The sequence below is a fragment of the Pontibacillus chungwhensis genome (assembly GCF_030166655.1).
GTDB lineage: Bacteria > Bacillota > Bacilli > Bacillales > BH030062 > Pontibacillus.
Genome location: NZ_CP126446.1, coordinates 1,006,646 through 1,029,099 on the forward strand (window position 1 = coordinate 1,006,646; position 22,454 = coordinate 1,029,099).

21 protein-coding genes, 1 tRNA gene and 1 riboswitch are annotated in these 22,454 nt (G+C 43.2%); of the genes, 14 read left to right on the forward strand and 8 right to left on the reverse strand.

Annotation, left to right across the window (positions count from 1 at the left end; genetic code table 11):
- Positions 1-166: 166 nt before the first annotated feature.
- The 3 genes from QNI29_RS05210 to QNI29_RS05220 all read left to right on the forward strand — a co-directional run bounded on the left by QNI29_RS05210 (position 167) and on the right by QNI29_RS05220 (position 3,890).
- Complete coding sequence (locus QNI29_RS05210; protein WP_231418369.1) at positions 167-1,171, forward strand: TAXI family TRAP transporter solute-binding subunit; 1,005 nt, start codon at positions 167-169, stop codon at positions 1,169-1,171.
- 75 nt (positions 1,172-1,246) lie between these two features.
- Positions 1,247-1,777, forward strand: coding sequence for a DUF1850 domain-containing protein (locus QNI29_RS05215; RefSeq protein WP_231418367.1), 531 nt, complete (start codon positions 1,247-1,249; stop codon positions 1,775-1,777).
- Positions 1,770-3,890: a TRAP transporter permease gene (locus tag QNI29_RS05220; protein ID WP_231418365.1), complete on the forward strand. Its 2,121-nt coding sequence runs from the start codon at positions 1,770-1,772 to the stop codon at positions 3,888-3,890. Before QNI29_RS05215 ends, QNI29_RS05220 begins: the two co-directional genes overlap by 8 nt.
- Before the next feature lie 397 nt (positions 3,891-4,287).
- On the opposite strand, the gene QNI29_RS05225 is transcribed toward QNI29_RS05220, so the two are convergent.
- From QNI29_RS05225 to QNI29_RS05235, 3 genes are all read right to left on the reverse strand, one after another.
- Positions 4,288-4,413 (reverse strand): hypothetical protein, encoded by a 126-nt coding sequence (locus QNI29_RS05225; protein WP_255688582.1) that lies wholly within the window; start codon positions 4,411-4,413, stop codon positions 4,288-4,290.
- Between the two features lie 10 nt (positions 4,414-4,423).
- Positions 4,424-5,953 (reverse strand): BCCT family transporter, encoded by a 1,530-nt coding sequence (locus QNI29_RS05230; RefSeq protein ID WP_231418364.1) that lies wholly within the window; start codon positions 5,951-5,953, stop codon positions 4,424-4,426.
- Positions 5,954-6,116: 163 nt separating this feature from the next.
- Positions 6,117-6,542, reverse strand: a complete 426-nt coding sequence (locus QNI29_RS05235) for a ferritin-like domain-containing protein (RefSeq protein WP_231418362.1) — start codon at positions 6,540-6,542, stop codon at positions 6,117-6,119.
- Between the two features lie 212 nt (positions 6,543-6,754).
- On the opposite strand from QNI29_RS05235, the gene QNI29_RS05240 reads away from it, so the two are divergent.
- From QNI29_RS05240 to QNI29_RS05260, 5 genes are all read left to right on the forward strand, one after another.
- Complete coding sequence (locus QNI29_RS05240; protein WP_231418361.1) at positions 6,755-8,704, forward strand: phospholipase D-like domain-containing protein; 1,950 nt, start codon at positions 6,755-6,757, stop codon at positions 8,702-8,704.
- Positions 8,705-8,871: 167 nt separating this feature from the next.
- On the forward strand, positions 8,872-9,402 hold the full coding sequence (locus tag QNI29_RS05245) for a GNAT family N-acetyltransferase (protein WP_231418359.1): 531 nt from the start codon (positions 8,872-8,874) through the stop codon (positions 9,400-9,402).
- 200 nt (positions 9,403-9,602) lie between these two features.
- Positions 9,603-10,322 (forward strand): nucleotidyltransferase domain-containing protein, encoded by a 720-nt coding sequence (locus tag QNI29_RS05250; protein ID WP_354665927.1) that lies wholly within the window; start codon positions 9,603-9,605, stop codon positions 10,320-10,322.
- A 20-nt stretch (positions 10,323-10,342) separates the two neighbouring features.
- On the forward strand, positions 10,343-10,861 hold the full coding sequence (locus tag QNI29_RS05255; protein ID WP_231418358.1) for an NUDIX hydrolase: 519 nt from the start codon (positions 10,343-10,345) through the stop codon (positions 10,859-10,861).
- Positions 10,858-11,727: an aminoglycoside 6-adenylyltransferase gene (locus QNI29_RS05260; protein ID WP_231418357.1), complete on the forward strand. Its 870-nt coding sequence runs from the start codon at positions 10,858-10,860 to the stop codon at positions 11,725-11,727. Before QNI29_RS05255 ends, QNI29_RS05260 begins: the two co-directional genes overlap by 4 nt.
- Positions 11,728-11,746: 19 nt before the next feature.
- On the opposite strand, the gene QNI29_RS05265 is transcribed toward QNI29_RS05260, so the two are convergent.
- From QNI29_RS05265 to QNI29_RS05280, 4 genes are all read right to left on the reverse strand, one after another.
- On the reverse strand, positions 11,747-12,112 hold the full coding sequence (locus QNI29_RS05265) for a hypothetical protein (protein WP_231418355.1): 366 nt from the start codon (positions 12,110-12,112) through the stop codon (positions 11,747-11,749).
- 126 nt (positions 12,113-12,238) lie between these two features.
- Complete coding sequence (locus tag QNI29_RS05270; protein WP_231418354.1) at positions 12,239-12,778, reverse strand: D-glycero-alpha-D-manno-heptose-1,7-bisphosphate 7-phosphatase; 540 nt, start codon at positions 12,776-12,778, stop codon at positions 12,239-12,241.
- Positions 12,779-12,862: 84 nt separating this feature from the next.
- Complete coding sequence (locus QNI29_RS05275) at positions 12,863-13,822, reverse strand: ATP-grasp domain-containing protein (RefSeq protein ID WP_231418353.1); 960 nt, start codon at positions 13,820-13,822, stop codon at positions 12,863-12,865.
- Complete coding sequence (locus QNI29_RS05280) at positions 13,819-14,880, reverse strand: LLM class flavin-dependent oxidoreductase (RefSeq protein WP_231418352.1); 1,062 nt, start codon at positions 14,878-14,880, stop codon at positions 13,819-13,821. The genes QNI29_RS05275 and QNI29_RS05280 overlap by 4 nt, the downstream gene beginning before the upstream one ends.
- 164 nt (positions 14,881-15,044) lie before the next feature.
- Positions 15,045-15,136, reverse strand: a riboswitch (SAM riboswitch).
- Positions 15,137-15,404: 268 nt separating this feature from the next.
- Here QNI29_RS05280 and QNI29_RS05285 point away from each other — a divergent pair.
- The 4 genes from QNI29_RS05285 to QNI29_RS05300 all read left to right on the forward strand — a co-directional run bounded on the left by QNI29_RS05285 (position 15,405) and on the right by QNI29_RS05300 (position 20,336).
- Positions 15,405-16,670, forward strand: coding sequence for a helix-turn-helix transcriptional regulator (locus QNI29_RS05285; RefSeq protein WP_231418351.1), 1,266 nt, complete (start codon positions 15,405-15,407; stop codon positions 16,668-16,670).
- 171 nt (positions 16,671-16,841) lie between these two features.
- Positions 16,842-16,973, forward strand: a complete 132-nt coding sequence (locus QNI29_RS05290; protein WP_255688580.1) for a hypothetical protein — start codon at positions 16,842-16,844, stop codon at positions 16,971-16,973.
- Positions 16,974-18,022: 1,049 nt separating this feature from the next.
- On the forward strand, positions 18,023-19,156 hold the full coding sequence (locus QNI29_RS05295) for a ThiF family adenylyltransferase (RefSeq protein ID WP_231418350.1): 1,134 nt from the start codon (positions 18,023-18,025) through the stop codon (positions 19,154-19,156).
- On the forward strand, positions 19,149-20,336 hold the full coding sequence (locus QNI29_RS05300) for a PqqD family protein (RefSeq protein ID WP_231418348.1): 1,188 nt from the start codon (positions 19,149-19,151) through the stop codon (positions 20,334-20,336). The genes QNI29_RS05295 and QNI29_RS05300 overlap by 8 nt, the downstream gene beginning before the upstream one ends.
- Positions 20,337-20,388: 52 nt before the next feature.
- Here the strand turns inward: QNI29_RS05300 and QNI29_RS05305 are convergent, their stop codons facing one another.
- Complete coding sequence (locus tag QNI29_RS05305) at positions 20,389-20,919, reverse strand: DUF6944 family repetitive protein (RefSeq protein ID WP_231418347.1); 531 nt, start codon at positions 20,917-20,919, stop codon at positions 20,389-20,391.
- A gap of 193 nt (positions 20,920-21,112) precedes the next feature.
- Between QNI29_RS05305 and QNI29_RS05310 the strand changes: the two genes are divergently transcribed.
- Positions 21,113-21,185 (forward strand) — tRNA-Val (locus QNI29_RS05310).
- A gap of 111 nt (positions 21,186-21,296) precedes the next feature.
- A complete protein-coding gene (locus QNI29_RS05315) occupies positions 21,297-22,445 on the forward strand; it encodes an AI-2E family transporter (protein WP_231418346.1) in 1,149 nt (382 codons plus the stop codon).
- Positions 22,446-22,454 lie beyond the last annotated feature (9 nt).

The following is a 22,454-nucleotide window of genomic DNA, read 5'->3' on the forward strand; positions in this document are numbered from 1 at the left end:
AATAAGAAAAATAAATGCTATAATGATGTAAGGAAAGTTCACTTACAACGTTAAGGTTCCGAATGAATTCTAAAATTATTGTCAAAAAATTAATCATTGTCTTTTCATTTGAATCCTGCTAAAATACACTTAGCAAAATAGAATCATTTTTAGGGGGTAAATAAAAATGACAAAGAAAAGAAGTTATTTAGCCTTCATCCTTATGTTAGCGCTTTCTATGATGCTCGCAGCTTGCGGTGGCGGAAGTGCTGACAACAATTCTGGAGACGAAGGTAGCGATGGTGGAGATGACGGTAAGAAGTTTATCTCTCTATTAACTGGTGGGACAACGGGTACATACTACCCACTAGGTGGTACGTTCGCTCAGGTTATGAATGAGAACGTTGATGGCGTAGAAGTTTCAGCTCAATCTGCTGGTGCTTCTGTAGAGAACATGAAATCCCTATCTAAAGGGGAAGCAGAACTTGCATTTGTCCAAACAGATATTGCGGCCTATGCGGCTGAAGGTAAGTTAATGTTTGAAGACAATCAAGTTGATAATGTTCAAGCGATTGGAACGCTTTATCCAGAAACGATTCAGATTGTAACAACTAAAGATTCTGGAATTGAATCTATTGAAGATCTGAAAGGGAAAACCGTTTCTATTGGAGCCCTAGGTTCTGGTACAGCAGCAAACGCTGAAAACATTCTTGATATTCATGGCATTACTCTAGACGATATCAAGAAACGTGACCTTGCATTTGGTGAGTCTACTAGTGGAATCCAGGATGGATCCATTGATGCTGCATTCATCACTTCCGGAACACCTACTGGTGCGGTAGAAAGCTTAGCAGCAACGACAGACGTTAAGATTGTACCAATTGCAGACGATAAGATTGATGAGCTAATTAAGGAATATCCTTATTATGCTAAAGACGAAATCAAAGCAGAAACATACAGCAAAGTAGATGAGCCTGTTACAACTGTAGCGGTTCAGGCGATGCTTGTTGCTTCTAAAGATCTAAGCGAAGATCTTGTTTATGACTTAACAAAAGCATTATTCGAAAATACAGACGCAATCTCTCATGCTAAAGGTGAGTTTATCACTGCAGATAGTGCTCTAGATGGTGTTGGAATCGACGTTCATCCAGGTGCTCAGAAGTACTTTGATGAAAAAGGTGTTAGCAAGTAATCAACTAAGTCACTATGGAGAAAAGATAGACCGGATTGTTCGGTCTATCTTTCTTCATGAAAAGAAGGGATCAACATGAAAAATCGACGAACCCAACTCGTAGTTGCCATTTCCCTCATCGCGGTTACGGCTCTTGCCGTTCTTATCTTTTATCCAAACCGCACGGTTATCACCTTCCAACATATAAGATCGGGAGAGGAGTTAGCTTATCTTCCGATACATCATCAGCGTCACTTTCAAATCAATTACATTCATTCGGTTCACCTCTCAGAGGTTATTGAAGAATTTGAGGTTCAAAAAGACAATTCAATTAAACCAAAAAAGCTTATTTATGAAGATACTGCTATCGGTATGCCTTCAAACGCCTACGGTGACGATACATTCGAGATGAAAGACGAGAAATATATCATCACAAAAGGGCCGAGTACGAAACCCTTGCCTTTCATTAATTTATCTGTTGGTCAAGTACGATCGAAGCACAGAATTGTGTATGATGGCGAGTCCTATTTGTTAAAGGAATATGTAGGGGCTGGGACGAGTATTAAGATTGAAGCTCGAGACGTTAGTATGTGGCAGATGTGGAAAGGAGTGAAGATGAGTGAGTGATAAAAACAACCAAGATCATACACTCTCGCAAGAAGACCAGGACGCACTTGTAAAGAAATACGATGTAGAATCAAGCGTCCGTGATTTATCAGGAATTGTAGGAAAAATCGTATTTTTCAGCTTATTAGCTTTTTCTCTCTATCAAATCTATTTTACTGTCATCTATCAAATACCAGCTCAAATGCACCGTTCCATCCACTTAGGATTTGCGTTAATGCTGATTTTCCTGTTATTCCCTGCAAGGAAGAAGAACTTAGAACGAGGAAAGCTCGGCTGGTATGATTATGTTTTAGCTTTATTAAGTGTAGGAATCGGTGCTTATTGGCCGCTGAACTATGATCAAATCGTTGCTCGCGCTGGGGAAATGACGCAGGTGGATTTCTATGTCGGAATCCTTGCGATTTTGCTTGTCCTAGAAGCGACAAGACGCGCTGTTGGAATACCGATTACGGTTATCGCAGGCTTGTTCCTTGCTTACGCGTATTGGGGACGTCAGATGCCTGATTTCCTTATTCACCGCGGTTTGGACGTGGATACAATTGTTCAAACGATGTTCTTTACAACAGAAGGTATTTTTGGAACGCCGCTTGCGGTATCATCCACTTTCATCTTCTTATTCCTATTATTCGGTTCCTTCCTTGTGAAGACAGGCGTAGGTCAATACTTCAATGACCTTGCAGTCGCTTTAGCAGGTAAGCGTACAGGAGGTCCTGCGAAGGTAGCGATCTTCTCGAGTGCCCTTCAAGGTACGATTAGCGGAAGTTCTGTAGCGAACGTTGTAACATCCGGTTCATTCACGATTCCAATGATGAAGCGTCTCGGGTACCGCAAAGAGTTCTCAGGCGCCGTTGAAGCAGCTGCTTCTACAGGTGGACAGCTTATGCCTCCAATCATGGGTGCAGCTGCCTTCCTAATGATTGAGTTTATCGGAATTGATTACTGGTCGATTGCAAAAGCAGCAGCGATTCCAGCGATTCTTTATTTCACAGGAATTTGGATTATGACCCATTTCGAAGCCAAACGAATTGGCCTTCGTGGTCTGGATGATGATGAAATTCCAGATAAAAAAGAAGTTCTGAAGAAACTATATCTTCTACTTCCAATTGTAGCGATTGTATTCTTCTTAGCTTCTGGCTTAAGCATTATCCTATCAGCTCTTTATGGCATCTTCACAACGATTCTGGTCGGACTTTTACGGGAAGAGAAATTCCGTAAAATCTACCCGGTCGCGTTTGGTGTTGGAGGAGTAGCCTATATCATTTATAAAGCCGTTGTAAATGGTGGTCTTGCAGACGGCTGGTTCGTTGGTGGCCTGATTGCAGGAACGCTTACGACCATTGTCGTGAGTTACTTCTTCGATGGAAACTTTGCTGACACAATTGATGCCCTGGTTCAGGGTGCGCGTACAGCCCTTGGCGTTGTTGCGGCTACAGCAGCTGCAGGTATGATTGTAGGGGTTGTAACGAAGACAGGTCTTGGCCTTAAATTAGCAAACAGCTTAGTAGCGCTTGCAAATGAACAGATTCTATTAACCTTATTCTTCACAATGGTAGCAGCGATCATTCTTGGTATGGGTTCACCGACAACGGCGAACTACGTAATTACCTCTACAATCGCAGCACCTGCCATTATAGCACTAGGGGTAATGGAACTTCCGGCTCACTTGTTTGTGTTCTACTTTGGTATTATCGCAGACATAACACCTCCTGTTGCCCTTGCAGCATTCGCGGCATCCGGGGTTTCTGGAGGAGAACCGATACGGACTGGACTCAATGCAGCCAAACTTGCCATTGCAGCCTTTATCATTCCGTATATGTTCGTCTTACAGCCTGAGTTATTAATGATCGATGCGACATTCTGGGGTCTGATCTGGATCCTGTTTACCGCGCTAGCAGGTATGATCGCAATCGGTGCAGGTATGATTGGATACTGGTACCGTAAAGTATACTGGGTTGAGAGAGTTCTTGCTGTCGCAGGCGGTTTGTCTCTTATTTATCCAGGCGTCTATTCAGATACGATCGGACTTGTTTTGTTCGGCGGAATCTTAGCTGCTCAATTCTTGTTTAAACGAGAGTTAGTAGGCCAGCCGGTGACACAAAAAAGTCGTGCGTAATAGAATAATAGATGTATAAAGGGAGAGATCAGAATACTGATCTCTCCCTTTTTTAGTGTTTTGGTATGAGTGAAAAGTGATGCGAGCAAGCGGGTGGCAGGGCGAAAGTGTCGGGACCAGCGTGGAAAGCATCAGGACGCCCGCCTCGAGCGTCAGAACCAGTCGGGAAAGTGTCAGAACGCTTGCTCCTAGCGTCGGGACCAGCTGGGAAAGCGTCAGAACACTCGACCTGACCGTCAGAACCAGTCGGAAAAGCGTCAGAACGCCCCACCAGAGCGTCGGGACCAGCTGGGAAAGCGTCAGAACACTCGACCTGAGCGTCAGAACCAGTCGGAAAAGCGTCAGAACGCCCCACCAGAGCATCAGAACCAGCCAGGAAAGCGTCAGAACACTGGTCCTAAGCGTCAGAACCAGTCGGAAAAGCGGCAGAACGCCAGCGCAGAGCATCAGAACCAGCCAGGAAAGCGTCAGAACGCCCGCCCCGAGCGTCAGAACCAGCAAGACAAGCGTCAGAACGCCTCACCCCCAAAACCCTACATACTCTTCGTCTGGTCTTGCTGACTCTTCTTGTTCTGCGGGAGTGTTTCTTTCCGGATCATCTTCAGAAACGCATACACGAAGATAAAGATAATCACGGTAAACGGAAGAGCGGATATCAAGGAAGCCGTCTGCAAAGCGTTTAATCCTCCGGCAACTAGCAGTACGGCTGAGATTGCGGCCATCAGAAGTCCCCATACAATCTTAACGAGAAGGGGCGGTTTCAAGCTTCCGTTTGTCGTCATGCTGCCTAGAATATAGGTAGCTGAGTCTGCAGATGTAACTAAAAATGTAAAGATTAACAAAATCGATAGAATCGACAAGATGTTTGTGAACGGCAGATGTTGGTATGTTTCAAATAGCGCAACCGTTACATCTTGATCGACAGCTTCTGCAATTTTTGTCCCCTCCATTAAGTCTAGGTGTAAAGCGGTTCCGCCGAATGCGGCAATCCACAGGCAAGCAATAAGCGGTGGGACAACCATAACGCCAAAGATAAACTCACGTATCGTACGTCCTCGTGATACTCGGGCGACAAACGCCCCTACAAATGGAGACCAAGCAATAACCCAGGCCCAGTAAAAGATCGTCCAGTCCCTTACCCACGTTCCTCCTTGGTACGGGGTCAGGCGAAAACTGTACTTAACGAAATTGTTAATGTAATCCCCGATACCGAGTGTAAATGTATTTAATATGAAAACGGTAGGACCAGCGATAAAGACAAATAGTAAGAGCCCTAAGCATAATCCTAGGTTCAGATTACTAAGCCACTTAATTCCTTTATTTAAGCCGGTACTCGAAGAGGTTAAGTAAATGATAACCAATACTCCGGTGATGGCTAGTTGAACGGTGGTGCTGTTTGGGATGTTGAAAACGGATTTAAGACCACCGTTCATTTGCAAAATTCCGAGCCCAAGAGAAGTAGCGATTCCCATAACCGTTGCAATGACTGCGAGAGAATCGATGGTTGTTTTAGTCCCTTTACGACTTCCGAGTACAGGTTCCACGGCTGTTGAGATTAAGCCGTCATTATCTTTTCTAAATTGCAAAAAGGCAATCAGTAACCCAATTATGGTAAAGACCGACCATTGACTGATGCCCCAGTGGAAGAAAGAGTACCCCATGGCAATACGGGCGGTTTCTTCTGTTTGGGCATTTAAATCTTCAAATGGTGGGGTGAAGAAGTGGCTCATGGGTTCGGCTACACCCCAAAAGACTAAGCCGGCCCCGAATCCTGCTGAGAAAAGCATCCCAATCCACGTGAAAAAGGGGTATTCGGGTCTTGAATCTTGGGGTCCGAGTCGGATCTTTCCGTATTTACTGATCGCTAAGCCAACCAGGAAGAGAACAAACAGAAAGACAGACAAGAGATAAAACCATCCGAATTTGGTCGTGGTAAACAGAAACAAGCTCTCTGCCACGCTGCCAAATTTGTCTGGAATGATCGCCCCAATGATGACAAGGATGGAAATTGTGAGGGCTGAAATAATAAATATAGGGTTTTTTAAAGGTTGTTTTTCTTTCATACACATCGTCTCCTTTTCATTAAAAGTGGTATGTACTCTCGATTAGGGCTCCTATAACTAATCCCATAAAATGCAAAATCTAAACATAAAAGTGAGAAGGCGACCAGGTTCAAAGCCAAAATAAAAAGGATCAAACCACATGGATTGATCCTTTTCTTGCTTCTTAAAGTAAACGATGAAGCGACTCAACATGACTTCTATCTTCATCAATAATTTGGTCAATGAGTTGCTTCGTTTGAGGATCTACATCGCCTTTTACAATCTCCTCTGAAAGCTCGACTGCATAATAACTTTCGGCGCGCGCTGCACTATCAATAATCTTATCCGTTTCGTCTGGCATCATGAACTTTCCGATGAATCCCTGAACAGAACCAATCAGCCCTTCATCATCTACCGGGGTTCCGTTTAGGTCCTGAATCCTTTCAGCGACTTGCTGAGCATGCTGTTTATGTTCTTGTTGAATGCGCTGGAACTCCTTTTTGATATGAGGTTCGTCGAGTTTCTGGATGTAATGTTCATAAGCGTGTACACCCATGTACTGGCCTTTTAAGAAGGTGTTTAAAGTTTTCACGATATCTTGTTGTGACATCTGGATCACTCCTTTGCCCATTAGTCTTCTCTAGCTGACTAAAGGTATGTGTGCGTTGGAACAACCATTAGTCTCAGGAATTTTGATTTTTTTTACACACACCCCTCCTAAAGACTGGTTTTGTGTTAAGAAACGGTAAAATTGGAAGTGAGCTCTCGAGAGATATGGTACTTTTACGTTGTGGTTATACAACTTAGAAGGAGTGAAGGGACTTGAAGAAATCGGGGATTATTCGAATCGTTATGATTTGCTCATTAGTGCTCACATTTGTGCCTGTAAAGCAGGTAGATGCGGTTACCGAAAAAGATGTGGTCATTAGTGAGATTGCTTGGATGGGAACAACGAGTAGCTACAATGATGAATGGATAGAGCTATCTAATAACACAAGTGCTAACGTGTCTCTAGAAGGTTGGACGTTGGAAGCTCGCGATGGTTCGCCAAGTATCTCGTTATCAGGAACAATTTCTGGTGATGGATCGTTTATCTTAGAGCGAACAGATGATACCACCGTTACAGAGGTAGCGGCAGATATGATTTATGCAGGCTCGCTAAGCAATAGTGGTGAGGTGCTCGAGCTTCGGAATTCATCAGGTGTACTGATCGATTCTGTAGACAAATGGTACGCAGGTGACAATTCGTCTAAATCCACCATGGAGCGAGCGAAGCTTCAAGGCAATGGAACGGATCAAGCGAGTTGGGCGGACGCAACGGATACATATAGTGGAGGATATGGGACCCCTTCTGTGCAAGGTGAAGAACTGCTGTGTGATTCAAAGGAGCACATCAATCAGGTATCGAATGAGGTTGGCGCGATCAATGTATACTTTAACAAATGTGCTTATGGGAAGTATGCGACAAGTCAAAATACTGCTAATTACAATGTGAACCTGGAAGACCGATTGATACAGCGTATTGAAGGGGCGACAGAATCAATTGACATGGCTACGTATGAGATAAATCTTCCTGGAGTCATTGACGCACTAGTCCGAAAAGCGGCTCAAGGTGTAAATGTTCGAGTGATTGCTGATGCGAAAGATGGAAGTGATCCCCATTATACAGAGCGTTATCAAACCATGCGCCTTTACCTAGAACAACTTGTCCGCGGCGAAGACGGAATAGTAGGAACCAACGATGATGTGGAGGTTTTCTCCGATTCCATTATGCTAGCTGTTGAAGACCCTGTGCTTCGTGAAGAGTTTGGGTTAACAAGTACTCCAGTTGGTATGAAAGATGTAACCGTTGAGGTGGGTTCAGGAACGTTGTCAGGCTATAATTTAGCTGGTGGGGAAGAGAAGGCCCCTGGCAGTTTCTATTCGCCCGGAAATCAAATGCACAATAAATTTGCTGTTATTGATGGGGAGTGGGTATTTACTGGAAGTTGGAATTTTACCGTTACAGGTTTGTATGGAACAGAAGATAATCGAAAGAATGGTGTTTTAGGTGGCAATACCCAGCACGTTGTAGAACTTCATTCGAGTGAATTAGCTGCGATTTATAAAACAGAGTTTGATGAAATGTGGGGTGCATCTGGTATGGTACCCGATCCGGCTAACTCAAACTATCATGGAAGAAAGACAGACAATACCCCGCATACCGTTACCGTTGGTGGAAGAGAAGTAGAAGTTTATTTCTCTGCAGGAGATGATGCGGTAGGCCACATGGCTGACGTTGTGAAGAATGAAGCGGACTATGGGGCATATTTCACTATATTCGCATGGTCTGATCAAACGCTTGTAAATGAACTGAAGAATAAATGGGAAGGGAGTTATAATGACTTAGAGGGGTCATTAACTGGTTTTGATGTAAAAGGGGTGTATGACGAAGGATTTTGGAATCAATGGTGGTCTGCTTCCATTGAAATGACAGGTCGTACAGCTTCTCAAACATCAACCAATAATCCTAATGTGCGCTGGAATCATGCAGCCCCAGTTTACGAGGATAATGAAGATCGTAAGCTTCACAGTAAGACGATGCTTATTGATCCTACTCACTCAGAAAGTGATCCAACAGCTATTATTGGTTCCACGAACTGGAGCACAAATGGGAATGACATTAATGATGAGAACATGTTATTTATCCACGATGCACAGATTACGAATCAATTCCTGCAAGAGTTCTATGCTCGATATGACGCTGCAGGCGGGATACTTCCGGTTCAATAAACATCCGTAGGAAAGCACTTAGAGTTAAAGAACTCTAAGTGCTTTTGTTTATGAAAACCTCCTTTCAATCGATCCTCATCATTGGTACAACCCTTATTGCTCCATCCCCTGTGGAATATTATGTTAAGATCAGAACGTAAACCGTCAAAAAAAGGAGTGTGGGGACCGTGATATTTGAAACGGAACGAATACGATTCAGAAAGCTTGAGAAAGATGACATGGAAATCCTTCATCGCTGGCAAAATGATACGACTGTTCACACGAATATGAGCACGTCGATTGATCTCTATAGTATGGAAGATGTGGAAAAGTTCTATGAGAGAATGAAAGATTCCCGTAGCTATATCATTGTGGAGAAAGAAAGCGATAAGGAAATCGGGAGTATCACGCTCGTTCGCGAGAATAACCAACAGCAAAACGCTGAGTTTCTCTTGTTAATTGGAGAGAAAGAGTATTGGGGAAATGGGTATGGAAAAGAAGCCCTTCTGCTATTCCTTAATTTCGTCTTTATGGAACTGAACCTGCACCGTATCAGCCTGAAAGTCTTCTCCTTTAATGAGAAGGCGAAGGGGATGTATGAGCGTATGGGCTTTAAAGTAGAGGGGCAATTACGAGAAGCATTTTTCCGAAATGGAAAATGGCACGACCTGTTTATTATGGGAATGCTCCAGGACGAATACATGGCGTTGTATAAATAAGGCACTCGGCACTTTCGCGAAAGAGAAGCGAAAGTGCTTTTTTTATTTTAGGGAAGGTACTTCTTTTCTCCGAAGTATATTTTAGAAGGGGAATAATTGGATATATATGCTAAAATGAGAGGATAAGAGCTTCTCCGTTTGGCAAGCACCAAGAGAGCATCTGATAGATTGACATATCAAGAGTATAGGAGATGGGTAACATGAGGATGGATCGATTATCGCCAGAGAAAGCGGCTGGTTTGTTTGTAGATGCATTTTATCCAAAGTGTAAGGCTGCGTTGTTGGCTGGAAGTACGGTTCGAGGGGAGGAAACGGAGAAGTCGGATTTAGATATTATTATTTTTGATGATACGCGGCTAGCTTCGTACCGAGAATCTCTCATCGCTTATGAATGGCCTGTTGAAGTATTTGTATACAGCTTGAGTTCCTATCAATCATTTTTTGAAAGAGATGTAGAACGAGCGCGTCCGTCTTTGCCCCGAATGGTGGCGGAAGGGGTTATCATAAAAGGATGGGATGTGGTAATGCCGATCAAAGCAGAAGCAGATTATCTTTTAAATCTTGGACCGGAGAAGTGGACAGAAGAAACGATTCGAACGAAGCGTTATTTCCTCACGGATACGCTGGATGATTTCATAGGAAGTCAGGACAGGACGGATGCCATGTGTGTATCGTGGACGCTAGCGGATAAGCTTAGTGAATTTGTGCTCCGGACGAACAGAAAATGGATTGGATCTTCTAAGTGGATGATTCGCTCTTTGAAAGACTATGATCCTCAATTTGCGACTCGTTTCATCGATGCGTTTGACCGTTTTTATACATATGGGGATAAAGAGAGCGTTATTCAGCTGACAGAGGACGTGCTGCAGCCTTTTGGTGGCAGGCTGTTTGAAGGATTTGTGCTGGGGGAGAAGGAGTAAAAGAATAAAGGGGGACTAGGATGTTTTATAAGGAATACCGGGAAGAAGAGGCACATGAGAAACACTACCCTGTGCGTCGCAGGAAAGCTGTACGAGCCGTGATCTTGAAGGAGGATAAAATCTTACTGATTAAGACGAATCAAGATATTTATGCTTTTCCAGGTGGCGGGGTTCAATCAGGTGAGCGAGATGATGAAGGGGTTATCCGGGAAGTGGCTGAAGAAACCGGTTATACTGGATGCGCGGTGCATGAGAAAGTTGGGGCGGTCGTTGAGAGTAACGTCGATCATAAAAAGACCGACCAGTTATTTGAAATGGTTTCTGACTACTATAGGTGTGAACTCATCCATGAGAAAAAGGTTCCGCAACAGTTAGAGGATTATGAGCAAGATGAAGAATACGATCCTCAGTGGGTGAAGATTGAAGATGCGCTCAGACAAAATGAATCAGAAAGAGGGGCTCAAGAGGCGCGGTGGCTCAAGCGGGAAATCTTTGTCCTTAAAATGTTACAAAAGCAGTTAACGGAGGGGACTCGATGAGGAGTTATGAGGAAATGATGGCTCTCATCTTAGGACGTGCCGAAGAAGATGAGGCCATTCGACTGGTTGAGTTAAACGGTTCAAGGGCGAACCCATGGGCAGAAGAGGACCGGTTTCAGGATTATGACATTGTCTACTACGTGGAAGAACTCGAGCCGTTCTTGCATGATCCTTCCTGGATTGACGTTTTCGGAGAGCGGATCATCATGCAAATGCCTGACTTGAACGATGGTCCTCCGCGAGACGGAAAGTGGAAGCGGTTTGCTTATTTGATGCTGTTTGAGGATGGGAACCGGATTGATTTGTCTCTAGTTTCCCTGGACCATCTTGATTCTCATCTGCAAAATAAGGACTACCGTAAGATCCTGTTAGATAAAGATAACCGTATTCAGCGTTCCGTTGATACCGTCAGCGACCCCTTTCTGATTCAAAAGCCCACCCAACAGGACTTTGACAGATGCGTCAATGAGTTCTGGTGGGTGAGCACCTATGTGGCTAAAGGGTTGTGGAGAGAAGAGCTGACGCTTTCTAAGTACCTAATGGAAGAGCCTGTCCGGGATATGCTGATCCGCATGTTGTCCTATAAAGTTGGCATTCGGACGAACTTTCTTGTGGGGGCCGGAAAAGGTGGAAAAGACCTTCAGAAATACTTAGAGAAGGATGAGTGGACTCAGCTTGTCCACACTTATCCAGACGGGGACTATGAAAACATGTGGCAGGGGTTATTTAGAATGTGTGACTTGTTTGAAGAAACTTCAGAAGAGGTGGCTGAGGAGCTAGGGTTTACGATCTCCACAGAGGGGCAACGGGTCAGGCCGTATCTCGAACGTGTTCACAACCTCCCGAAAAAAGGTAGTCAGTCTTAGGCTGACTACCTTTTTTGTATTACGGGAGCTCAGTGGTCACGTTATAAAGCTTGTTCTGGTAAAGGTACCGGGCGCCATCCATCGGTTCTGTATAATAGCCAACGGTTAAAACGACACGGTCGTTCCTTGTGAAGTCGAGGTGAAGGTCCGGCATCTTCATATCTGCATTCGATACATCCTGAGTACGACTGCGGCGCAAATCCGTTAAAAGACGATCAATGGTCTCCTGATCTGTGATCGTAAACTGTAATTCCCCTTCTTCTGATCCTATTTTGTTCTCATACGCTTTAATCGATGTCGCATTCACACCCTTGAAGGCCTCATTCTGACAAGCAGAGAGGACAAGAACACCTAGCAACAACGTAAGAAATACCCGTATCTTCATAAACATCCCCCTTTATTATCCCCGTTACAAGAGTAGACGAAGAAGGAAGGAGGGAAGTTACACTTTATTGCAGTACAGAAGTGCAGGGTGTCAGACACCCTTTAGTATGCTAAAGCATTTCGCTTCCTACGATTGTTTGGCGTCTTGGATGATCCAGTGGGCTGCGTCGTATAGGGTGGGGAAGGTGGCGTTTGCGACTCCGTATTCTTCGCCGAGGAAGACAGTTTTCGTGCCGACGTTCTGGCCTGCTTCAATATCAGGTTCCCGGTCCCCTACCATATATGAAGCGGACAGGTCGATGCCGTGTTCTTTTGCGACATCTTCAATCATTTTACTGCCAGGCTTTCTGCACGCACAACCTTCTTTTGGTTTGTGGGGGCAATAGCACACTTCGTCAATTTCAGCTCCGAGCTTCTTTAATTCATTCACCATATACTCATGAATGTCCTGAAGCTCTTTTTCCTTCATATAGCCTAAGCCCACTCCTCCTTGATTCGTAATGACCGCAATTAAATCAAAGAGGCCTGAATCGTTCAGCATTTTAATAGCTTCTGGCACCCGGGGAAGGAAATGAAGATCCTCCCGTTTATTCACGAATTTTACACGGTCTGTCAGAACTTCGTTGATGACTCCGTCTCGGTCTAAAAATACAGCACGCTTTGGCATTATCGATCCCTCCAACTGTGGTTTACCTCGTAGTATACCCAAACCCTCCCGACATAAAAAAAGCAAAGCCAGAAAAGGCTTTGCTTAGGAAGAGGATACGGCAGTGGGATAGCGTTCTTTAAGGCGATCCCCTAAATACGTGGCAAGCTGAAGCATTCCGTATACTCCTGACACTGCTTCTGCATCACTATTGTAGTTGGTGTTCGTGTTCACGTCATACGTATAAAGATTGCCGTTATGATCTTGTATGGCTTCAATGCCAGCTACTTTAATGTTGTTTGAAAGAAGGAAGGACTCGTATGATTGGATAATGGGATCACTATACCCTTCAAGAATTTCAAACTTTGCGCCACCTGTTTCTTCAGATCCGGTTGGGCAATAGAGATCGTCAATCGTGCACGCATCAGCCGGGCACAATTCAAAGCCTTCAGACGTATCAACTTTTACTGCATAAAGGAATTTTCCTCCGACGAATTCGTGACGAACGATATAAGGTTTAGGAGCTTCGATATATTGCTGTACAAGCGTAATGCCGTCGACAGGTTCTTCAAATGAATCCCCGTACACATATTCCTGAAGAGCTTCAATAGAATGGAACAGCTGAACGCCTTGCCCTTTGCCGGCACGATTATGCTTTGTAATAAAGGGTGCCAAGTCCAGCTGTTTGGCTGCTTCAATAATTTGATCTTTCCCGACAGCTGTGATGGTCTTCGGTGTCGTAATCCCTTCTTGGTTTAACGCCATATACTGATTTACTTTGCTGAGCTCAAGTCGCAAAGCACGGCTTCCATTTACAACCGTACGATCGTGGCGTTCGAGCCAGGCCAGAACAGCTTCTGTAAACTCCGGTGCGAAGCGGTGATCCCGAGTGTGAGAGGATGCGCTCATTCTATTGTAAAAGATGCCTTCTGGTGGTTCCTTTGAGAGATCAATCGTTCCCTGATCTAAATGCCATAATTCAAAAGGCAATTCTAGTTCTTCTAAGCGGTTCGTTAAATGATCTGTCCATTCATCATTTTCGTGTAAGACGTAAATCTTTGTCATTGTGGTACCTCCTTGAAGTGTGTGCGTTTCTCTTCTACGAGTGGCATAACATCACGACTGAAGCGCTCCATTTCTTCTAGCTGCGGGGAGCATTGAAGAAGGAGAAGGTCGAGCCCAGCTTGTTCATATTGAAGGATGCGCTCAGCGATCGTTTCTGGCGTGCCGATGAGCTTCGGGCGTAGTCCTCGGTTAGAGACCGAGTAATCTTGCAGGTCTACTTGTTGCTCAAGCTGCGACTTACTCGTGAAATCCTGGTAGCCTGCATAGGCCCCTGAGTCTTTCACGTTTGTGATTCGATTTAATTCTTCAAGCGCTTCTTCTTCTGTATCTCTGCAAATGACGTAAGCGGCCATTCCAAACGATTGGAGCGGTTCATGCCCGCTTAAAGATCGCCGTTCTTTCATATCGTTAATCTTTGTTTTTATTTCATCTACGGTGCCGCCGTGCATGACGTAGGCGTCGCAGTGATTTACGATGGTTTGTTTTCCTCTGTTGCTCTCCCCACCTGCATATAGTTTCGGATAAGGCTTTTGGATAGGCTTTGGATGAAGGTGCGTGTTCTCGATAGAATAGAAGTTGCCGTTATAGCTGACGGGTTCTTCTTCAGTCCAAAGGGATTTTAAAACCGTTAAGAATTCATCGGTTCGGTCATATCGCTCATCATGAGCGGTAAAGGAGCCTCCGTACTGTTTGGCTTCTTCCTCCCACCAGGCGGAAACGACGTTTAGTGTGAATCGGCCACCTGAGATCCTGTCAATATTGGCGGCCATCTTAGCCGTGATGGCTGCATTGTGAAAGTTTGGCCGGACCGCTGCCATAATCTCCGTTTTCTCTGTCACAGCAGCCAAAGCTGCTGCAGTCGTCCAAGCTTCTAAGGAATCCTGATCGGTTCCTTTAATATCATTTAAATACAACTCTGCAATAAGCGTTGAATCAAACCCTAATTGTTCGCCTTGTTGCACGACCTTTTTCGCATAATCGAATGTAGGAGGCATACTCTCATGCTCCACATTACGCAACCAGCCGCCAAAGATCGGTAACCAATATCCGTATCTCACCTGACTCAGCTCCTCTTTGTAATAGTATATCAGATTAAACAACCCTAGTTACTCGGAATTAAGAAAAAAGCGTCTAAATTCCTTCTATATATATGAAGGAATGATTGAAAAAACCCCTCTACTTGTCTGATTGACGAGAAGAGGGGTTGTAAGGGTGTCCCGCTCTCTCATCTTGTTTGGAATTGGCACGGTATTCACATCAGAACCCGTTGCCGAGGTTTCAAAGGGCCAGTCCCTCCACCTCTCTTGATAAGAAGAGTTAATTTTCGAAATTTTTGTTGGTTATTATATTACGCTGTTGTATGGAAGATGTCAATAAAAAGGAAGTCCAATCTTTCATATTAGACGTTCGTATATTTTCAAGTACTGCTCCTAGGTATAATTTCCTATTCAAAATGGGGTCTTCCTTCCTGATTCAGGATGATGAAATGTTTGATAAACTAATACTAAGGAAATATTTTTTCAATTTTCTGCATCTTCGTTGATCACATACAACTAGTCCACTATGGTATGGAGGAATCTGGGTGAACATTGGGAGAAGAATTAAATACGTAAGGCAATTACGTGGTTTATCACAGAGTGAACTTAGTGTTGGAGTTGTTTCAGCTACTCACCTTAGCAATATTGAGTCAGGTAAGTACGTTCCGTCGAAGGATATTCTTGTGCTCTTTGCAGAACGGCTTGGGGTGGAGGAGGACTACTTGTTTAATTACGATCAGAAAGATCAGACGATAATTGATCTGATAGTAGAACTGAAAGGTGCGGTCATTATTGGTGATGCCCCTAGAGTAGGGAATCTGTTAGATCGTTTGGAATCTTTAGAGAAGCAAGTCGTTAAGGGCATGTATACTGAATTGCTATATGCACTTATTAAAGGAGCCCATCTAATGAAAACAGGAGGCAATTCAGATGAATTGTCTTCGATTCAGCTATTAGTTAATCTTTATGTAAAAGAAGATGAGAAGATAGACGATGCGGTGCTTTTGTCGTTCTATGATTACTATTACGGCTTTTATCATTTTCAACATAATCATTTACAAAAAAGCTTAAAACACTACAACAGGCTCGTAGCGCAAACTCATGATGAATTAGAAAAAGGCCTATTCTTCTACAATATCTCCTTGTTGCATAAGCACAACAGAGAGTATTATAAAGCGATTGATGCAGCGAAAGAATGCCTTGATGTGTTCCAAAAAAAGCTCGAATGGGATCGGTTAGGCGAAACGTACAACATGATCGGGGCTATGCATTGGGAGATGGATGAGTGTGAAACGGCAATGGAGTATCTCCTTAAGGGGGAGAAGATTGTTTCCATCACGAACAATGAGAAGTTAAAAAGCCGCATTCATCATAATTGTGGACTGATTAATAAACAACTGGGTGATTACGGGGCGGCCATCTATTATTTCAGGAAGTCGATAGAGACTAAAATAGAGAGTGGAGACCTGCACAATATCGTTCTTCCCTACCGTTCCTTAATCGGAAGTTTAATAGACCGTGATAAGATTGAAGAAGCTAAACTCGTTCTTGATCACGCACGCGAGCATTGCCAGTCTGAACAGGATCAGTACTTTTTAAAAGAATTAGAAGCCTTTATCTTTGAGAAAGAGGGAAGATTTGAAGATTTTGAACGCTGCATGAATGACTTAATAAAAGAATTAGAAAAACGCGACTACCACTTTAAATTAAAAGGACTCTATGAACGGCTTGGTGATTATTATTATAAGAATAGGAAATATAAATTAGCTGCTTCTTATATGAAGAAAGAAATTCAGTTAAGCTCCGTCTAAGCCATGTAGTGGAGTCCATTTAAGTGGATAACTATAAAGCGTTGCAAAACTTTCCCGTAAAACCGGCAATTTTATTGAGTGTTTTTGTAATGTTTTGTTTTATCTCTTTATTATTCAAAATAATCAAAAATTTATGTATGATGTTTATAGATTATTCAAGGAGGGCTTATCGTGAAAAAGTTAACTACTGTAGTAGCAGCTATTCTATTGACGCTAGGTTTTGGGATCTTTCAGGGAGGATTCGATATGGCTGGTGAAGAGTCTGACGTAGCCGGGTTAAATGACGAAGAGGTAGTTAGCTAAAGTCTCCCCCTTTAGCTAAGAATCAACTATAAATTATAGAGCGCATAAAGGGACGCATGGTTCATAGTCAGGGTGGATCTCTGAAATGAAACCAGTCCCTTTTTTGTTGCTCAGCTTCATTCACGTGAGTCTATAACTACTGTTGATCAACAGTAGTTATAGACTTTTTTATTTTAGAGGAAAAAAGGGGGGGATAGAGCCTGGATTTAAGCGAGGTTTTTGCATCTGAACCTTTGTCTGTAGACAAAGGTTCTAGCGATATTGAATGGATTAAGGGGCAAAAATCTGTAATATTCGGCATAGTAGTAAAACTATTCAAAAAAGTTAGAATATTTTGTATGATTAAGTCAGTTCAAAAGTACAACCGATTTACATACGAGGTTGCTACTTGAAAGGAGGAGTACTCATGAAAATCGAAGTGAAAAAGACTGAAAAACTTAAACCAACATTCATGCCATACGGTGGCTAATCTGAAAGGGTAATTCGCTTTACCAATCTTTAATAAAGGAGGACGTCTACATGAAAATTGAAGTCAAAAAGACTGAAAAACTTAAACCAACATTCATGCCGTACGGCGGCTAATCTGAAAGGGTAATTCGCTTTATCAATCTTTTAAAAAGGAGGTTTGTCTTCATGAAAATCGAAGTGAAAAAGACTGAAAAGCTTAAACCAACATTCATTCCATACGGTGGCTAAACCTTAACGCGTAGTTAGCACGACCAATCTTTATAAAGGAGGTAATCTTCATGAAAATTGAAGTGAAAAAGACTGAGAAGCTTAAACCAACTATTCTTGTTCCACCTCCGTACGGTGGCTAATTCGAGAATATACTTAATGGCATCAAAAAAAATAAAGGAGGCGTTCTTCATGAAAATCGAAGTAAAGAAGACTGAACAACTGAAGCCGACAGTTATTCCACCTCCATATGGTGGCTAAGGCCCGCCTTGTGAAGCGGAAGGTCTCTGCTCCAGTTCAATAAATAGGAAGATCGATCACAGGGCCGTATATGAAAATGTACGGCCCTATTTCTATCAATAGGAGGGGTTAGAATGAATGAAGCCTTTAAAAGAACATTAAGACCGGTGGTGCAGTTAGAGGAAGCGATAGAAGTTGGGATGAATGAGCAGCGTACTGAGATCAATGATCCAGATGGATTGGTTTACCGACTAACCGAGCTTTTGGATGGCAGTCGTACAAACGAAGAAGTTGCGACTAGGTTAGGGATTACAGAGGAAGAAGTAAATGAGGCGATCGAGGCCCTTGATGGACTTGGATTTATTGAATCTGTTGAAGTCCCAAACTCATTTCTTGATTCTGAACTTGAGCGATATGAAGCCAACTTGAACTATTATTCGAGCTATTCGAATCTGTCAAAAAGTAAGTATGACTATCAACGTAGTTTAAAGGACGCTAAAGTAGCCGTTATTGGTCTAGGAGGCGGGTGTCTGACGACAGCTTATTTCGCAGGTCTCGGTGTAGGGGAAATTCGGGGTGTAGACTTTGACACAATCGGACGCAGCAATTTGAACCGCCAGTTTATCTTTAATGAAGAGGATGTAGGTCGGTTAAAATCAGAAGTTGCGCAGGAAAAAGTAGAAAAGATCAATCCTGATGTGAAAGTGAAGATGTATAACCGGGAAATTACGTCCCATCATGATTTGTTAGATATCATTGATGGCTGTGACATCGTTGTAAGCATGATCGACACACCTGCGATCGTGGCCAATAGATGGGTGAACGCTGCTTGTTACATAAAAGGAATTCCGTTTTATCAAGGGGGATTCCTGAATAAAATCGTGATGTGGGAGCGGCTCGACCCTGCTAGTGGTTCTTGTTATGATTGTCGTCTTATTAACGGGCTCGCTCAGGAAGACACAGAAGAAAGCCGCTTAAGAGCCGTGTATAACCAAATTTTCTCAAGGAGGAATACCGGCTTTGCTCCCCATGTTTCGATGCTTACCGGTTTCTTTACTTCTGAAGTGGTGAAATACCTAACAGGATATGCGGCATTATCAAAGCCCTATTCTCAGTTAAATACAGAAACGATGGAACTGAAGCAGAGTGATTTTGAATTTACCAGGGTGCCGAATTGCCCTACTTGTAGTCAAGACTACATCGAGGAGATCTCAACCTTAGAAGACCTTATCGAATGCGCGAAGGAAATGAGGGTCGTCCATGGGTAACCTGGTGAAAGAGCATTGTCTCGATTGTACCCACTTATCCATCCAGCAGGACGGGGAGGAGTACACAATTGGCGATCCGGTCATCGGAGAGTTCATTCGTGTGCCAGAGGTAGCGGCAGATGTTGTAAGAGGGTTCGATGGGGAGAAGACGATTGAAGAAGTGAAAGAGAGTGTGGAGGCGAAATACGGTGAAGAAGTCGATGTACTCGATTTTGCTGAAACGCTCCTTGAAATGGGCCTTATACTCAAAATAAATGGTGTTTTATTAAATGAAGAAGTAGATCGTGAGGTAAATCCAGGTCTGCAGAAGGCAGGTAGCATCCTTTTTAGTAAGCCATTTATGGTGCTCTACACCTTGTCTGCCATAGCGGCTATCTTTCTCATTGCTTATTCTCCATCCCTATTCCCGAGCTTTAGAGATGTCTTCTTGTTTGAATCAGTCGGTCTCAGTGCGATGATGATCTTAATCACCATATCGGCTACAACGATTATTCATGAGTTTGCCCATGTACTAGCGGCCAATAGGTTAGGTGTAAAAACAAAGGTTCAGCTAAATTTACGCATGGTCTTCCTTGTGGCAGAAACGGATATGTCAGGACTCTGGTCAAGGGCCAAAAAAGAACGGTATACGCCGTACTTGGCTGGGATGGCTTGGGATGGGGTTATGATTTTAACCTGTCTTTTAATAAAACTTTTCGTGCCAATCGCGTTTATCGCATCCTTTGCCCAGATGGTCACGTTCTTTCTCTTATTTGGGGTCATCAGTCAGTTTGTTATCTTCTTAAGAACGGATATGTACTTCGTGCTGATTAACTGGGTGAACACATCAGCGCTTCATGAGCATAGTCTTGTGTTCTTACAGAAGATCTTCCTTAGTAAACGTCAAGACGAGTGGCAACGTTTAGCCCCTCATGAGAAGAAGCATGCGAAGTGGTTTTCGTTGCTTTATATGTTCGGAGGAGCTGTAGCGACCTTTTTATTCGTTTACTTTCAGATTCTCCCGTCCCTTTACGGGTTGCAGCAGGCGTATGAGAATATTACACAGCATGCGTTAACCAACCTCTATTTCTGGGATGGAATTCTAGTCGTGGTAGCGCTCTTGATTCAAGTAGGGGCTTGGTTAATTGGACTGCGCACAGCGCGAAACGAACGCCAGGCGAATCAGGCGGTCAGTGCTTAACAGAAGGAGGAAGGGGCCGTTTAACCAATCGCTCCTTCCTCTTTATTTATGCTTAAGGGGACTCTGGTAGAGTGGCCAAGAGGGAGAAATATGAGCCGATCGCTTGAACCCAGTTCCCAGTCGTTTCAAGCGTTTGTGCATCTCGCCCTTTTAACTCCTGTCCTTCAGCGATCGCCTGCAGGCTATTCCCGATCATTTGAAGGAGATCTCCGTAAACAGCATAAAGATTAAGTAGTACTCGTTCTTCGTTCAGGTCATCAGCAAGGGACGTCCCACTTCCTAAGGCTTGGAGGAGGTTCCCTTTAATAAGGAGAGTGAGGCTCGTTTCTCTCTGTACAGGGAACAACAATCCGCTCACAACTGTTGAATTCCCTGTGGCTTGAATCATGTTTCCTAGTTTATTTAACGTGAAGGATTCCTCCGTATCAGCAAGGATCGCGCTACCTGTTCCTTGAAGAACATTCCCTGTGACATCGAGATCTTTAGCGAGAGAAGAGGGAAGCTTGAGGGAAGGGGTATTTCCAAGTGCAGCCAAAGTAGTCCCGATCGCAACGACCCAAGCTCCAAACACTTCCTTCTCCATACCCCTCACTCCTTTTATAGTAGTGTAAACAGGAAGGTGTGAAGATGTGACAAGAAGCTCGTAATCTATGCATATGCGGAGGTACGCGAGGCTTTATCCCTTGGATAAATAATGAAAAAGGAGTTGACTTTACCTGCTAGATTTCGTATTATAATAAGTGTCTTACCAAGTTGTAAGATTACATATGTCCCAGGATTCTGTAGCTCAGCTGGGAGAGCGCCACCTTGACAGGGTGGAGGTCGCTGGTTCGAGCCCAGTCAGAATCATACGCGAAATCCCTGGAGCCTCTTGGTTCTGGGGATTTTTTATATGAAATAAGGAAGCACCAGAACTGTCCCCGCGCTTCCACATTACTTTTAAAGGAGCTGTATTTAAGGATGGAGGAAAATAGATTTTTGAAACTAATTGGTGGTAAGACCTTTTTTTACATAGTAGCTTTCTTTCTTTTTGTTGGAGTAACCATTTATATATACACTAAAATTTCATTTATCTTTTATCCACTAGCGGTCATTTTATCTACTATAGTACCTCCAATAATCCTGGCATTCGTAGCCTACTATTTATTAAATCCAATTGTAGATTTGCTCGAGAGGTTAAGGATTAAAAGAATTTGGGGAGTCATCATTCTTATTCTAGGCTTTAGTGGTGCTTTAACTGGAATGATCTTGTTAACTGCTCCATCTATCGAAGCGCAGATCAAAGATTTAGTTCAAACCTTCCCTGATTATCTAAAACAGCTAGGAGATACGGTGACTCAATGGGTACAAAGTTCATTTTTAGGTCCATATTATGATGATGGTTATAACTGGGTAATGGAAAGGTTAAGTGAATTGCCACAATTAATTGGAACTTATATTTCTAATGGTTTTCAAGGGGTACAGAATGTCGCTAGTACGATTACAAATACGATTGTGTCCATTGTAACCTTTCCATTTATCTTATTTTTCTTATTAAAGGATGGTAAAAGGTTTCAACGTTTTGTCATTAAATTATTTCCGCCGAAATTTAGAGATGATACGAAACAAATCTTAACTAATATTGATATTCAAGTTGGGTCCTATATCCAAGGGCAGATTATTGTCGCTACTGTGATTGGCATTCTATTATTCATTGGTTACCTGATCATAGGTCTTGATTATGCATTTACATTAGCCATTATTGCCGCAGTCACAAGTGTTGTACCCTATTTAGGACCAACAATTGCAATTATTCCAGCTGCTATCATTGCCATTGTTAGCTCCCCATTTATGTTTATAAAGCTAGTCATTGTATGGATCGCAGTCCAATTTTTAGAAGGGAATTTCGTTTCTCCGAATATCATGGGTAGAACTATGAAAATTCATCCATTAACGATCATCCTTGTTTTAATGGTTGCGGGTAATTTATTTGGTGTTGTCGGTGTGATTCTTGGTATTCCGGGCTATGCAATCGTAAAGGTAATTGGTTCTTATCTTTTCTATAAGTTTAAGCAACGATATAACCAGTATTACGGGGAAGACCGTGGATATTATGAAATGGAAGAGTAAGTATGGTTT

What these genes read in the sequence shown, in the direction of transcription:
- QNI29_RS05210 (WP_231418369.1), top strand. Translation starts at nt 167, where the DNA reads ATGACAAAGAAAAGAAGTTATTTAGCCTTCATCCTTATGTTAGCGCTT.
- QNI29_RS05215 (WP_231418367.1), top strand. Translation starts at nt 1,247, where the DNA reads ATGAAAAATCGACGAACCCAACTCGTAGTTGCCATTTCCCTCATCGCG.
- QNI29_RS05230 (WP_231418364.1), bottom strand. Translation starts at nt 5,953, where the DNA reads ATGAAAGAAAAACAACCTTTAAAAAACCCTATATTTATTATTTCAGCC.
- QNI29_RS05235 (WP_231418362.1), bottom strand. Translation starts at nt 6,542, where the DNA reads ATGTCACAACAAGATATCGTGAAAACTTTAAACACCTTCTTAAAAGGC.
- QNI29_RS05250 (WP_354665927.1), top strand. Translation starts at nt 9,603, where the DNA reads ATGAGGATGGATCGATTATCGCCAGAGAAAGCGGCTGGTTTGTTTGTA.
- QNI29_RS05255 (WP_231418358.1), top strand. Translation starts at nt 10,343, where the DNA reads ATGTTTTATAAGGAATACCGGGAAGAAGAGGCACATGAGAAACACTAC.
- QNI29_RS05260 (WP_231418357.1), top strand. Translation starts at nt 10,858, where the DNA reads ATGAGGAGTTATGAGGAAATGATGGCTCTCATCTTAGGACGTGCCGAA.
- QNI29_RS05265 (WP_231418355.1), bottom strand. Translation starts at nt 12,112, where the DNA reads ATGAAGATACGGGTATTTCTTACGTTGTTGCTAGGTGTTCTTGTCCTC.
- QNI29_RS05270 (WP_231418354.1), bottom strand. Translation starts at nt 12,778, where the DNA reads ATGCCAAAGCGTGCTGTATTTTTAGACCGAGACGGAGTCATCAACGAA.
- QNI29_RS05275 (WP_231418353.1), bottom strand. Translation starts at nt 13,822, where the DNA reads ATGACAAAGATTTACGTCTTACACGAAAATGATGAATGGACAGATCAT.
- QNI29_RS05295 (WP_231418350.1), top strand. Translation starts at nt 18,023, where the DNA reads ATGAATGAAGCCTTTAAAAGAACATTAAGACCGGTGGTGCAGTTAGAG.
- QNI29_RS05300 (WP_231418348.1), top strand. Translation starts at nt 19,149, where the DNA reads ATGGGTAACCTGGTGAAAGAGCATTGTCTCGATTGTACCCACTTATCC.
- QNI29_RS05305 (WP_231418347.1), bottom strand. Translation starts at nt 20,919, where the DNA reads ATGGAGAAGGAAGTGTTTGGAGCTTGGGTCGTTGCGATCGGGACTACT.
- QNI29_RS05315 (WP_231418346.1), top strand. Translation starts at nt 21,297, where the DNA reads ATGGAGGAAAATAGATTTTTGAAACTAATTGGTGGTAAGACCTTTTTT.